Source organism: Cellulomonas sp. P2_B4 (assembly GCF_056404795.1).
The window spans coordinates 297141-310395 of sequence record NZ_JBFUDI010000002.1 but is presented as its reverse complement, the minus strand read 5'-3'; the positions used below and the strand labels follow the sequence as shown (position 1 = coordinate 310395).

The 13255-nt window shown below is 72.6% G+C and carries 11 protein-coding genes; 6 read left to right on the top strand and 5 right to left on the bottom strand.

All coding sequences use genetic code 11. The annotated features are described in order from the left end of the window. The first annotated feature begins 11 nt into the window (after nt 1–11). Both AC1DZC_RS04080 and AC1DZC_RS04075 read left to right on the top strand, forming a co-directional pair. On the top strand, nt 12–1382 hold the full coding sequence (locus AC1DZC_RS04080; RefSeq protein WP_477042351.1) for a TrkH family potassium uptake protein: 1371 nt from the start codon (nt 12–14) through the stop codon (nt 1380–1382). 61 nt (nt 1383–1443) lie between these two features. Then, complete coding sequence (locus tag AC1DZC_RS04075) at nt 1444–2205, top strand: deoxyribonuclease IV (RefSeq protein ID WP_477042350.1); 762 nt, start codon at nt 1444–1446, stop codon at nt 2203–2205. A 5-nt stretch (nt 2206–2210) separates the two neighbouring features. Here AC1DZC_RS04075 and AC1DZC_RS04070 read toward each other — a convergent pair whose 3' ends face one another. Then, nucleotides 2211–3275 carry a DNA polymerase IV gene (locus tag AC1DZC_RS04070; protein ID WP_477042349.1) on the bottom strand — a complete coding sequence of 355 codons (1065 nt, stop codon included), beginning with the start codon at nt 3273–3275 and terminating at the stop codon, nt 2211–2213. A gap of 76 nt (nt 3276–3351) precedes the next feature. Further along, the gene (locus tag AC1DZC_RS04065; protein WP_477042348.1) at nt 3352–4182 is read right to left on the bottom strand and encodes an IclR family transcriptional regulator; all 831 of its coding nucleotides are present in this window, start codon (nt 4180–4182) and stop codon (nt 3352–3354) included. A gap of 105 nt (nt 4183–4287) precedes the next feature. Here AC1DZC_RS04065 and AC1DZC_RS04060 point away from each other — a divergent pair, with 105 nt between their 5' ends. The 4 genes from AC1DZC_RS04060 to AC1DZC_RS04045 all read left to right on the top strand — a co-directional run bounded on the left by AC1DZC_RS04060 (nt 4288) and on the right by AC1DZC_RS04045 (nt 9083). Continuing rightward, on the top strand, nt 4288–5001 hold the full coding sequence (locus AC1DZC_RS04060; RefSeq protein WP_477042347.1) for a CoA transferase subunit A: 714 nt from the start codon (nt 4288–4290) through the stop codon (nt 4999–5001). 14 nt (nt 5002–5015) lie between these two features. Then, on the top strand, nt 5016–5663 hold the full coding sequence (locus AC1DZC_RS04055) for a CoA transferase subunit B (protein ID WP_477042346.1): 648 nt from the start codon (nt 5016–5018) through the stop codon (nt 5661–5663). Then, nucleotides 5660–6847, top strand: a complete 1188-nt coding sequence (locus AC1DZC_RS04050; protein WP_477042345.1) for an acetyl-CoA acetyltransferase — start codon at nt 5660–5662, stop codon at nt 6845–6847. Before AC1DZC_RS04055 ends, AC1DZC_RS04050 begins: the two co-directional genes overlap by 4 nt. Nucleotides 6848–7169: 322 nt before the next feature. Continuing rightward, a complete protein-coding gene (locus tag AC1DZC_RS04045) occupies nt 7170–9083 on the top strand; it encodes a copper resistance CopC/CopD family protein (RefSeq protein WP_477042344.1) in 1914 nt (637 codons plus the stop codon). 5 nt (nt 9084–9088) lie between these two features. Here AC1DZC_RS04045 and AC1DZC_RS04040 read toward each other — a convergent pair whose 3' ends face one another. From AC1DZC_RS04040 to AC1DZC_RS04030, 3 genes are read right to left on the bottom strand one after another with little or no spacing between them, the layout of a single operon-like run. Continuing rightward, nucleotides 9089–11707 (bottom strand): S8 family serine peptidase, encoded by a 2619-nt coding sequence (locus tag AC1DZC_RS04040; RefSeq protein ID WP_477042343.1) that lies wholly within the window; start codon nt 11705–11707, stop codon nt 9089–9091. Then, complete coding sequence (locus tag AC1DZC_RS04035; protein WP_477042342.1) at nt 11691–12233, bottom strand: hypothetical protein; 543 nt, start codon at nt 12231–12233, stop codon at nt 11691–11693. Before AC1DZC_RS04035 ends, AC1DZC_RS04040 begins: the two co-directional genes overlap by 17 nt. A gap of 7 nt (nt 12234–12240) precedes the next feature. Continuing rightward, complete coding sequence (locus AC1DZC_RS04030) at nt 12241–13233, bottom strand: multicopper oxidase domain-containing protein (protein WP_477042341.1); 993 nt, start codon at nt 13231–13233, stop codon at nt 12241–12243. Nucleotides 13234–13255 lie beyond the last annotated feature (22 nt).

The following is a 13255-nucleotide window of genomic DNA, read 5'->3' as shown; positions in this document are numbered from 1 at the left end:
GCCGCCGGAGGATGGTCGAGAGCCGGCGGTTCCTCGGAGCGCGCCACCGCGACGTGTACCGACGCCAGAGCAGACCGGGCCGCCGGATCGTCGCCGCGTTCGCCCTCGGTGTCGCCGCCGGCACGGTGCTGCTGCTGCTACCCGTCGCGCGTGCCGGTCCCGGCGGCGCGTCCCTGCTGCAGGCGCTGTTCACGGCCACGTCCGCCCTGTGCGTCACCGGGCTGACCGTCGTCGACACCGCGACCTACTGGTCGACCTTCGGCCAGGTGACCATCCTCGTGCTCATCCAGGTGGGCGGCTTCGGGGTCATGACGCTCGCGTCCCTGCTCGGCCTGCTCATCTCCCGGCGGCTCGGTCTGGGCTCCCGGCTGCTCGCGGCCAAGGAGACCAAGAGCACGCGCCTCGGCGACGTCCGGACGGTCCTGCTCGGCGTCGCGCGCATCAGCCTCACGGTCGAGGCCGTCACCGCCGTGATCCTGACCGCGCGCTTCGCCCTGGCCTACCACTACGGATGGGGCGAAGCCCTGTGGCTGGGTGTCTTCCACTCGGTCTCGGCGTTCAACAACGCCGGCTTCTCCCTGTTCAGCGACAACCTGGTCGGCTTTGCCACCGACCCCTGGATCTGCCTGCCGATCGCCCTCGCGGTGATCATCGGAGGCCTCGGCTTCCCCGTCGTCCTCGAGCTCCTGCGGCACCGGCGGCGTCGGCACTGGAGCGCGCACACCCGCCTCACCGTGACGATGACGGCGATCCTGCTCGTCGGCGGGACGCTGTTCGTGACCGTCGCCGAGTGGAACAACCCGGCGACGCTCGGCATGTTCGACCCGGCCGGGCGGACCCTGGCGGGCTTCTTCCAGGCGGTCATGCCACGCACCGCCGGGTTCAACAGCGTCGATCCCGGGGCGATGAACACCGGGACGCTGCTCGGCGTCGACGTCCTGATGTTCATCGGCGGCGGCAGCGCCGGCACCGCGGGCGGCATCAAGGTGGGGACGTTCGCCGTCCTGCTCCTGGTCATCATCGCCGAGCTGCGCGGCGACCCCGACGCCGACGTGTACGACCGGCGGCTGCCGACGTCGACGATCCGGCAGGCCCTGTCGGTGGCGCTGCTCAGCGTCGCCGCCGTCGTCGTCTCCACGCTGGTCATCGCGATGACCAGCCCGTACACCCTGGACCAGATCCTCTACGAGTGCGTCTCCGCGTTCGCCACGGTGGGGCTGACCACCGGGATCACGGCCCACCTGCACCCCGCCCAGCAGCTCATCCTCGTCCTGCTGATGTTCGCGGGCCGGCTGGGTCCGGTGACGTTCGCCTCGGCGCTCGTCCTGCGGGAACGGCAACGGCTGTTCCGACGACCCGAGGGACGCCCGCTGATCGGCTGAGCCGGCAGCGTGTCGGCGCCGCGGACTAGCCTGGCGCGAGCCCAGGGAAGGAAATGCCGACATGGTCCTGATCGGTGCACACACGCACGGCGACGATCCCGTCGCGACCGCCGCCGGGCTGGACGCGCAGAGCGTCCAGCTGTTCCTCGCGGACCCGCAGGGGTGGAAGAAGCCGGTGCGACGCGACGACGCCGACGCGCTGATCGCCTCCGGGCTGGGCATCTATGCGCACGCGCCGTACCTGGTCAACGTCGCGTCGACCAACAACCGGATCCGCATCCCGAGCCGGAACATGATCGCGCAGCACTCCGCGGCCGCGGCCGACCTCGGTGCGCGCGGGCTGATCGTGCACGGCGGCCACGTCGGCGACGGCGACGACATCGCGGTCGGCATCGACAACTGGCGCAAGACGTTCGAGCGCGCCACGTTCCCGGTGCGCGTCCTGGTGGAGAACACGGCCGGCGGCGACAACGCGTGCGCCCGCACCCTCGACCGGATCGCGATGCTCTGGGACGCGATCGGGCAGTACGACGTCGGCTTCTGCCTCGACACGTGCCACGCCTGGGCGGCGGGCGAGGACCTCGAGACGATCGTCGAGCGCCTGCGGGCCATCACCGGGCGGATCGACCTCGTGCACGCGAACAGCTCGCGCGACGAGGCGGGCTCGAGCCGCGACCGGCACGCGAACTACGCGAAGGGCACGATCCCGCCCGAGCTCGTCGCGCACGTCGTGCGGGAGGCCGGCTGCGACGCGATCGTCGAGACGCCGCCCGAGGGCCAGGCCCAGGACATCGCGTTCCTCAAGGCTGCGCTCGCCGGCTGAGGCTGTCAGATCCGTCCGCGCACAGGCGTGCGCTCGACCGGGTCCTGCGGCATCTCCATCTCCGCGCGCACGCCCAGCAGCCGGACCTCACGATCCTCGAGCGTCTCGGCCAGGGCGGTCGCCGCCGCGACGACGACCTCCGGGTCGTGGGTGGGCTCCGCGAGCTTGCGGCTGATCGTCTTGGTCACGAACGGCGCGTAACGCACCTTGAGCGCGACCCGGGTGACCGGCCGCCCGTCGGCCTCGGTGTCCTGGACGACGTCTCGTGCGAGCACGGCGACCGCGTCGCGCACCTGCTCGGGTGTCGTGAGGTTCTGCTGGTAGGTCGTCTCGCGGCTGTGCCCGCGCGGCACCCACGGGGTGTCGTCGACCGTCGTCGGCCCGAGCCCCCGACCGAGCCCGTGGTACCAGACGCCCATCCGCGGCCCGAACTCCGCGACGAGCGCCTCCTCGGGTGCGTCGGCCAGCTCGCGCACCGTCGTGATGCCCAGCGAGGTCAGCCGCCCCGACACCTTCGACCCGACGCCCCACAGCTCCCGGGTCGCCCGGTGCCCCATGACCTCGAACCAGTTCTCGGCGGTGAGCCGGAACATGCCCGCGGGCTTGCCGAACTCCGTGGCGATCTTGGCGCGCACCTTGTTGTCGCCGATGCCGACCGAGCAGTGCAGGCGCGTCTCGCGCAGCACCGCCTCCTGGGCGGTCCTCGCGAGCGCCTCGGGGTCGTCGGTGGTGACCCCGAGGAACGCCTCGTCCCACCCGAGCACCTCCACGACGACCCCCAGCGACCGCAGCGTCGCCATCACCTGCTCCGAGGCCTCCTCGTAGGCGGGGGCGTCGACGGGCAGGAACACCGCGTCGGGCAGCTTGCGCGCCGCGATCCGCAGCGGCAGCCCGGACCGCACCCCGAACGCACGCGCCTCGTAGGACGCGGTGGAGACGACGCCGCGCTCGGTCGGGTCGCCCCGGCCGCCTACGACCACCGGCTTGCCGGCCAGCTCCGGGTTGCGCAGCACCTCGACGGCCGCGACGAACTGGTCGAGGTCGACGTGCAGCACCCAGGGGACGCCCATGCCCCGAGTCTGCCCGGTCGGTCCGACAGCTGTCGTCAGCGGACGCGTTCGGGGCCCTCGAGCCCGTGCGACCCGCTCATCCGGGCGTTGCGCTCGGGCGGCTGACAGAGCGCCCCGCGCCGGAGAGCCGTCGTGACACGCGGTGTGCCTCGAGCAGCAGGAGGCGTCCGAGCTCGGGCTGCCGGTCCGGCTGGAACCGTGTCTCGATGCCGGTGAGCGTCAGTGCCCACATCGGGCGGTTGCCGCGGTCGAAGATCGCCGCCGCCATGCCCCAGCTGCCCTCGACGATGCGCCCCGGGTTGACGATGTAGCCGAGCCGCTGCGCGTCGGCGATCGTCTGCCGGATCGCGGGGATGGACTGCTTGACGCCCCAGCGCTGTCCGCGCAGGTCCAGCCGCGCGAGCGCGTCCTCGCGCTCGGCCTCGTCGAGATGGGCGAGGATCGCCAGCCCCGCCGAGCCGATGCCGAGCGGGAAGCGGGTCCCCTCGGTCAGCACGAACGAGCGGATCGGGAAGCTGCCCTCCTCGCGCAGCAGGCAGATGGTCTCGTTGCCACGCCGCATCGAGAGGAACGCCGACTCGCCCGTGGCCGCGGCGAGCCGCACCAGCGAGGGGTGGGCGATCTCCTCGATCGGGAACCGGCTCGCCGCAGCCGTGCCCATGACGTACATCTCCGGGCCGAGGAACCAGCGGCCGGTCTCGTCGTCCTGGTCGAGCAGCCCCTCGACCGCCAGGGCACTGAGCAAGCGGTGCACGGTGGGCTTGGTCAGTCCGGTCGACTCGACGAGGTCGCTCAGCCGGGCTCCGGTCTCCCGGGCGAGGGAGATCTGGCGCAGCAGCGAACCGACGCGCTGCACCACCTGCGTGCCGGCGGGATGCGGCGCCGTGGCCGACAGAAAGTCCATCATGTGGAATCAAGCCTCCTGGATTCCACATCGTAGTCCACATGATGAAAAGGCTTGCGATCCGTTCTACGGTTCCGACGACAGCGATCGAACGCTCGAGGGAGAGACGTGTCGAAGCAGGTGGAGAGCGCCGCGGCCGCCGTCCGGGACGTCGTCCGGGACGGGATGACGATCGCCGTCGGCGGGTTCGGGCTCAGCGGCAACCCGTTCGACCTGATCGACGCCGTGCGCGACTCGGGGGCCAGCGACCTGACCATCGTCTCGAACAACATGGGCGTCGACGGCGTCGGGCTCGGGGTCCTGCTCGAGAACAACCAGGTGGCCAAGGTCATCGCGTCGTACGTGGGCGAGAACAAGCTCTTCGCGCAGCAGTACCTCTCGGGCGTGCTCGACGTCGAGTTCGTGCCACAGGGCACCCTCGCGGAGCGCCTCCGTGCGGGCGGCGCCGGGATCCCCGCCTTCTACACCCGCACCGGCGTCGGCACCCTGGTCGCCGAGGGCAAGCCGACGGCCGAGTTCGACGGCGTCACCTACCTGCAGGAGCGGGCGATCACGGCCGACGTGGCGCTCGTGCGCGCGCACCGCGCGGACACCGCGGGCAACCTCACGTACCGCTACACGGCTCGCAACTTCAACCCGGCCGTCGCGACCGCCGGCCGGATCACTCTGGCTGAGGTCGAGGTGGTCGTCGAGGCGGGCGCGATCGACCCGGACGTCGTCGTGACCCCCGGGATCTTCGTGCAGCGCGTCGTCGTCGCGACGGCCCGGCCCAAGCCCATCGAGCAGCGCACCGTGCGATCCCGCGTCGCCGCGACCGCGTGAAGGAGACGACACCCATGCCCTGGACGAGAGACGAGATGGCCGCCCGTGCCGCCTCCGAGCTGCGTGACGGCAGCTACGTCAACCTGGGCATCGGCATCCCGACGCTCGTCGCCAACAACATCCCCGACGGGCTGACCGTGACCCTGCAGAGCGAGAACGGCCTGCTCGGCATGGGGCCGTTCCCGTTCGAGGGCGACGAGGACGCCGACCTCATCAACGCCGGCAAGCAGACCGTGACGGTGCTGCCCGGCGGCAGCATCTTCGACTCGGCCGCGTCGTTCGGCATGATCCGGGGCGGCCACGTCGACATCGCGTTCCTCGGCGCCATGCAGGTGTCGGGCGCAGGTGACCTGGCCAACTGGTCGATCCCGGGCAAGCTCGTGAAAGGCATGGGTGGAGCGATGGACCTCGTCGCCGGCACCAAACGCGTCGTCGTGCTCACCGAGCACACGGCCAAGGACGGGGCACCGAAGATCGTCGACGAGTGCACGCTGCCGCTGACCGGTCTGCGGTGCGTGCAGCGCATCATCACGAACCTCGCGGACTTCGAGATCACCCCGGACGGCCTGGTCCTGACACAGCTGGCGCCGGACGTGACCCTCGACGAGGTGCGCGCGTCCACGGGTGCGTCGTTCGTGGTCGAGATGGCGGTGGCGCGATGAGCCTCGTGGACCGCTTCGGCACCGACGTCCTGCTCAGCGGATGGGGCCACTCGCGCTTCGGCAAGCTGACGGACGAGAGCCTGGAGTCGCTCATCGTGCAGGTCGCCCGCGAGGCGATCGTCGCGAGCGGCCTGGCTCCCCGGGACATCGACGAGATCTACCTCGGCCAGTTCAACTCGGGCCTCGTCCCGCTCGGCTTCGCGTCGTCGCTCGCCCTGCAGGTGTCCGACGACCTCGCGGGCGTCCCCTCCACACGGGTCGAGAACGCGTGCGCCTCCGGCTCGGCCGCGCTCCAGCAGGGCGTGAAGTCGCTGCTCGCGGGCACGGCCAGGACCGTGCTGGTGATCGGAGCCGAGAAGATGACGCACGCCCCGGCGTCCCTGGTCGGCTCCGCGCTGCTCGGTGCCGACTACGAGGCCGCCGGGACCGAGTCGACGAGCGGGTTCGCCGGTCTGTTCGCGAACACCGCGCGCTCCTACCAGGACCGGTACGGCAGCGTCTCGGACGTGCTCGGCTCGATCGCGTCGAAGAACCACCACAACGGCATGGCCAACCCGTACGCGCAGCTGCACAAGGAGCTGTCCGTCGAGTTCTGCCGCACCGTCTCGGAGCAGAACCCGATGGTCGCCGACCCGCTGCGGCGCACGGACTGCTCGCCCGTCTCCGACGGGGCCGCGGCCGTCGTCCTGACGACGTCGCGCGTCCCCGGCGCGACGACGGACGCCGTGCGGCTGGTCGGGTTCGGTCAGGCCAACGACTTCCTGCCCGCGAGCAAGCGCGACCCGGTCGCGTTCGCGGGGAGCGTCGCGGCGTGGAACCGCGCCCTCGACATGGCCGGCGTGACGGTCGACGACCTCGACCTGGCCGAGGTGCACGACTGCTTCACCATCGCCGAGCTGGTCATGTACGAGGTCATGGGGCTGGTTCCCCAGGGCAAGGGTGCGCTGGCGATCGAGGACGGGTCGGTCTACCGCGACGGCCGGCTGCCGGTGAACCTCTCGGGCGGCCTGAAGGCGAAGGGGCACCCGGTCGGCGCGACGGGGGTGTCCCAGCACGTCATCGCGGCGATGCAGCTGTCCGGGACGGCCGGCGAGATGCAGCTGCCGGGTGCGCGCCGTGCCGCCGTGCACAACATGGGCGGCCTGGCCGTGGCGAACTACGTGAGCGTCCTCGAAGCCGTCTGACGGACCACCTGCCCACCATGGCGGCCGCTCTCGAGAGCCTGGCTTCGTCTGGGGTACCGCCGATCCGCACGAGCCCGTCCTGCGGAGCATCCACGAGTGGTTCGAGAACGCGCGCCCGGACCTGACCCCGCGCACGTGGGGGCCGCCTGAGGTGGCCCGAGGTCGCGACGTCAGCCGCCGGCTGTGGGGCCCGGGGGCGCGGGCTGCGACCACCGATGGCATGACCGACCAATGACAGTGTCGTCATCCACCGCACGGGCACCGCGTGCACTCCTAGTGTTTCCGCCATCGCCACGGTGTCGCCGGGAAGGTGGATCCGCGAGTGCACGCGCCCATCCGAGCTGTCGGAGGCCGACGACGCGCGCCGGTCGGACGAGAGCGTGCGTGGCAGGTCGTCGGGCGGGCGTCCGCCCTGCTCGCGTGCGTCCTGGTCGCGGTCGTGCTCGGCGCCCCCTCCGCGCAGGCGCACGCGCTCCTCGTCAGGTCCGATCCGGCGAGCGGTTCGGTCCTGGAAGAGCCGCCGACCGTGATCACGCTGTGGTTCGACGAAGAGATCTCGCAGCCGCTCAGCTCCGTGCGGCTGGTCGACGACGGCGGGAGAACCCTCGGGGGGACGCATGTGGGCACGCCCTCGGACGACGAGCGGATCGTCACCGTGACCCTGCCCCGACTGGGCGACGGCTCGTACGGCGTCCTCTGGCAGGTGCTCGCCCAGGACGACGGCCACACCTCGTCGGGAACCGTGGTGTTCACGGTCGGGGAACCGTCGGGACGACCTGGCCCGGAGCCGACCGTGGGCGCGGGACCGACGCCGTTCGACGTCGCCCTTCGCTGGGCGCGCATCGGCGCACTGGCCGCGCTCGTCGGAGCGCTCGTCGTCCGCGGCCTCGTTCTCGGCCGGTCCCGGACCGAGCTGTCACCGCCCCTCACGCTGACGCTGAGCACGACCCGGCGCCGGCTGCTGGCCATGGCGATCGCTGCGGCGGCGGTCGGCGCGTTGGTGGGTCTCGTCGACCTCGTCGCCGAGGTGCGCAGGCTGCGGCCGCCCGGGAGCCCGTGGGCGGCCACGGTCGGCGGGCTGCTCGGCGACGCGCGATGGGGGCGGCTCTGGCTCGCGCGCGAGGTGGCGCTGGTCGTCGTGGTCGTCCTGCTCGGGGCTGCGTGGTCGCGCGGCGGCGCGGGCCGCTGGGCGTTGCCGGGTGCGGGTGCCGCAGCCCTCGCACTCGTCGCCGTCGAGGCGCTCGGGAGTCACGCGGCAGCCGCAGACACCGACCGGACGTGGGTGATCGCCGTCGACGCCGTGCACGTCCTCACCGCGTGCGTGTGGCTCGGCGCGGTCGCCGCGCTCGGTGTGATGCTCTGGCCGCACGCCGCCGGCGCGAGCGGAGGTGCGTTGGCACGCGCCCACCGGGAGGCGTTCTCGCGGATCCTGGTGACGAGCGTCGTCCTGGTCCTGGCCTCCGGGCTCTACGGCGGAGGCCGGCAGGTCGCGTCCGTCGACGACCTCGTGACGACGACGTACGGCCGCACGCTGCTGGTCAAGCTGGCGCTCGTGGCGGCGATGCTCGGCCTCGGGTTCGTCAACTCCACACGGCTGCACGGCGTGCGAGTCCTCGGTGCCCGTCGGCCCCTGTCCCGACGTCTGGTCGCCGTCGAGGTCGGCGTCGCGGCCGTCCTGCTCGTCGCCGTCGGCGCGCTCGTCGAGACAGCACCGCGTGGTGTGGAGGGCACCGCGCCGCCAGCGTCCGGCGGGGTGGTCAGCGGGTCGGCGGCCGACCTGGTCGTCACCGTCGCGGCGACGCCGGGCCGGCCAGGTCTCAACGGGTTCACCGTGACGGTGGCGAGCACCCGACGGCCCGCACCGGCGAGCGTCGACGGCGTGGCCCTCGAGCTCGTGGGTGGCGGCGTGACCTCGGCGCTGACGCTCCAGCAGGTCGACGGCGACCGCTACTTCGGCACTGCTGAGGTCGCCGCGTCCGGACCTGTCGCCATCACCGCCGTTGTCGACCGCGCCGGGGCCCAGGTGGAGGTCCCGATCGTGTGGCGCGCCGACCCACCGGACTCACAGCCGACCGTCTCGCGCTCGCTCGCTCCCTACGCGAACGGGCTCGCGGTGCTCCTGGTCGTGGTGGCACTCGTAACCGTGACCACCCGCCGGCGGGCGCAGCGCAGGCGAACTGTCCTGGACCAGCACACGCCGGTCCAGGACGACGACGTCGTGGCGAGCCACCGCTAGAACGGCTACCGCACGACCACGGTCAGCGTGGTCTGGTGCACGAGCGAGCCGTTCTTGCCCGAGATGCGGATCGTGAACGTCCCTCGTGGCGTCTGCGTCGTCGTGCGGACCCGGAGCGTCGACGTCCCGGCCGTGGTCACGGGATTGACCGAGAACGTGGCGGTGGATCCGGAGGGCAGCCCGGTCACCGACAGCGTGACCCCTCCGGTGAAGCCGCCCTTCGCACCGACCGTGACGACCGACGCCGCCGTCTGGCCGCGCGTGACGGTGACCGACGTCGGCGCCGTCGAGAGGGAGAAGTCCCGGGCGACGACGACGAGCGATACGGACGCGGTGTGGACGACGGAGCCGCTCGTACCGGCGACCGTGAGTACATAGGTGCCCGCGGGCGCGGTGGCGAGGGTGGTGATCGTCAGCACGGTGTTCCCCGCGCCGTTGACCACGGTCGGCGCGAACGACGCCGTGCCGACCCCGGCGGGCAGTCCGGTCAGGGCGAGCGTGACGCCGCCCGTGAAGCCGTTCTTCGCGCCGACCGCGGCGGTGAAGGTGGCGCTGCCGCCTGCGTTCACGGTGCGGCTCGCTGGTGACGCCCCGAGCGTGAAACCCGGTGGGGGTGCGACGACGAGCGTGGCGGCGGTGCTGCGCGTCGTCGTGCCGCTCGTCCCCGTGATGGTGAGCGGGTACGAGCCTGCGGGCAGGGTCGGGTCGGTCGTCACGGTGAGCGTCGAGCTCCCGGACGCGCCAGGCACGACCGCCGGGGAGAAGCTCCACGACTGCGGTGCCCCGAGCCCGGTGAGCGCGAGCGCGACGTTGCCGACGAAGCCGCTGACCGGTGCGACCGTGACGGTGAACGTGGCCGTGCCGCCCGCCGGCGCGGTGACCGACGAGGGCGACGCCGTGACGGTGAAGCTCGGCGCCGCGGGGACGACCAGGACGAGCGGTACCGCGTGAGCGAGCGTGCCGCTCGTCCCGGTGATCGTGAGCGGGTACGTGCCCGCGGGGAGCGTCGGGTCGGTCGTCACCGTGAGCGTCGCGGTCCCGGACCCGCCGGTGACGCGGGCGGGGGCGAAGGAGCCGGCACCCTGTGCCGCCGTGAGACCCGCGAGCGACAGGTCGACGTCGGCGGCGAAACCACGCACCGCCCCGACGGACACGGTGACGGAGGCCGAAGCACCCGCTGCCACGGTGACGGATGCCGGGGACGCCGCGACCGTGAAGTCCGGGGTCGTCGCGAGCCACTGGTAGGCCGCGGCGACGTCGAGACGTCCGTAGCCGGTGTCGTTGTCGAGCCCCACCGTTCCCAGGTCGACCGCGCTGACCTCCAGGGCACTCTCCTGCCGGTCGGCGGGCAGGTCGGGGAACGCCGACAGCAGCAGCGCGAGCGCGCCCGCGACGTGCGGCGCCGCCAGGGACGTCCCCTCCGCGGTCAGGTAGAGGCCGTACAGGTCCGTCGTGCGGATGCCGACGGCCGGGGCAGCGAGCTTCGGGGTGGTCGCGCCGGCGCAGCTCGAGGGTCCACGGCTCGTCGAGCTGTACAGGCCGTCGCTGTTGTCCGTCCCGCCGACCGCGAAGGCCTCCGGATTGTTCGCCGGGCTACGGATGTTGCCCGCCGTCGCGCCCTCGTTGCCGGCCGCGAACACGGGGAGGATCCCGGCTGCGCGCAGGCTGCGCAGGTCCGCCTGGAACTCGAGGGAGCAGCCGGCGACGGACATCGTCCACGAGTCGTTGACGACGTTCGGCGCGTCAGCCGTCGCGATGTTCCCGTCGGGGTCGAGCAGCCACTGGAATCCGCGGTGGATGTTGGTCGACGTCGCCGCTCCGCGGTCGTCGAAGATCTTCACCGCGATCCAGGTCGCGGCGGGTGCCACCCCGATCGAGCTGCCGCCCGCCGCGCCGCCGACCATCACCCCCATCGTCGCGGTCCCGTGGCCGTTGACGTCGGTCGGTGTGGGGTGCTGGCCGTTCGGGTCGAACCAGCTGTTCGTCCCGCCCCGCCAGGTGCTCGCGAGCTCGGGCTGGGACACGTCGACACCGGTGTCCATGTTCGCGACGACGATGCCCTGGCCGCGGAACCCCTGCGCCCACATGGCCGGTGCGCCGACGCGCTCGATGTTCGGCTCTGTCGCCGCTGCCGCCGCTGCCGCGACCGCGCCCACGGTAGAGGCGCGCAGCACGATCGTCGACCGGACGCGGGCGACGTCGGGCCGCGCGGCGAGCTCCCGGATGACCGACGGCGTCGCCCGCAGGTCGATCTCGTTCGTCACCCAGAGCGGCACGACGTCCGAGACGAGGCTCTGCGCCTGCCGTGCGGCGAGGAGCGCGCGGAGACCCCTCTGTGTCCGGTCGGAGTGCGTCCGCAGCGTGCGCTCGACGGCGCCGAGCCGCGCCTGTCGCTTCAGGTTGCGGACCGCGCTCAGGTCGGCACGCGTGGTCAGGACGACGGCGACGTCGAGGCGGTCGGTCGGAGCCGCGGCGGCGAGCTGCTGCTCGAGCGCGGGATCGATCGACCCCGTGCCGACGGCGGACGAGGCTCTCGCGGTCGCGGTCGCGGGCGCAGCGCCTCCGACCAGGACCAGCGCGAGCCCCAGGATCGCCGCGAGCACCGGCCTACCCGACGATGACATGCTCCACCTGCGCGTCCCCCAGCAGGACCGTGACGACGCTGCCCTGGTGGATCCAGTTGTTCGGGTTCGTGAAGACGAGGTAGTAGGTGATCCCGGCCTTGAACGCGCCGCTGTGGGCGTGGTTCATCAGGAGGTCGTGGACGACGAGCCCCGACTCCTCGTCGATCACCGCGGGCGGCGTCCGTGGGTCGTGGAGCGCGTTCGCGGCGTCCGGGTCGACGACCTGGTAGCGCAGGTCCACCAGCCCGCCGCCGCCGGAGACGGTGACCTGCGTGATCCGCACGCCGCTGCGCCGCACGAGCTCGTCGGCGCCGACCGCCGGCCGTCCCCAAGCCACGGCGACCTGACCGTCCGCCGCGGCGCCGGCAGGCTCGGCCGGGCCGCGAGTCAGCCAGAGCAACACCCCGATCACCGCGGCAGCGAGCACCGCGCCGGTGACCAGGCCGAGCACCCGGAACCCGAGGCCGTGCCGGGTCGGCGGCGCCGGAGGCGTCGCAGCCGGCTCGACCGTCGTCTGGCTGGTCACCGCGGGCTCACGGGTGGATGAACGTCAGCATGCCGCCGCCGGTCACCGGTGTCGGGCTCGTCGCCGTCTGCGGACCGTTGGTGAGGTGCAGCTGCCGGTTGTACAGCGGGAAGCCGTTCGGGCTCGGCGGGGCGGTGGCGGGGACGGTGGCGATCGCGTCCTCGGTGGCGCCGGCCGGGAGGGTCTCCGCGGCGGCGTCGACGGGGACGTTCAGCAACCGCGCGTCGCGGGCCACGACGTGCTGGCGCATCCCGAGCAGCGTCATCGTCGTGTTGTCGAAGCCCGCGTTGACGTAGCGCAGCAGGACCCGTTGGCCGGCCGAGGCGATGACGGGTGCCGTCTGCGGGTAGGGCTGTCCGCCGATGAGCCACGACGTCGCGCGGTAGCCGTGCAGGTCGAACGTGTCCGGTGCCGCGTTGAACGCCGGGTCCACCGCGCTGAGCACGAGGACGGCTTCCACGTCGTACGCGGTCGAGGCGACGTCGTAGGCCTGGTTGGCCGTCGTCGGGCGGACGACGAGTGCGCCGTAGAGCCCCATCGCCTCCTGGCGTCCCGCGTCCCCGCCGCTCTGGTACAGGTACGTGCCGGGCGCAGTCGCGGTGAACGTCCGGGTCACGGTCGAGCCGACCGGCGCATCCGTGGGCCCGGGGTCGAACGCGATCCCGGGAGCCTCGAACCGGAGCACGTGCGGGACGTCAGACGTCCCGGCAGGCAGGGCGTTGGTGACCGCGATCGTCACCGTGTCTCCCTCGGTCACCGAGAGGGTCGGACCGGGCAGGCTCACGGTGGCGGTCGCGCAGTTGCCTGGGGTCGTCGGAACTCCGAAGCCCCAGATCGGCACGGGCGCGATCTCGCCCGGGAGCGTGGTGGTCCCCGCCCTGGCGCACAGGGTGAGGGCGACCGGTGCGGCCGAGGCGCTCGAGCTCACGAGACTGAGCCCGGCGCACGCCATGACGAGCGCGACGAGCGCCGTGATCCTGGTGCGGGTGCGTGCAGGCATCGCCAACCTCCGGGACTGCTCG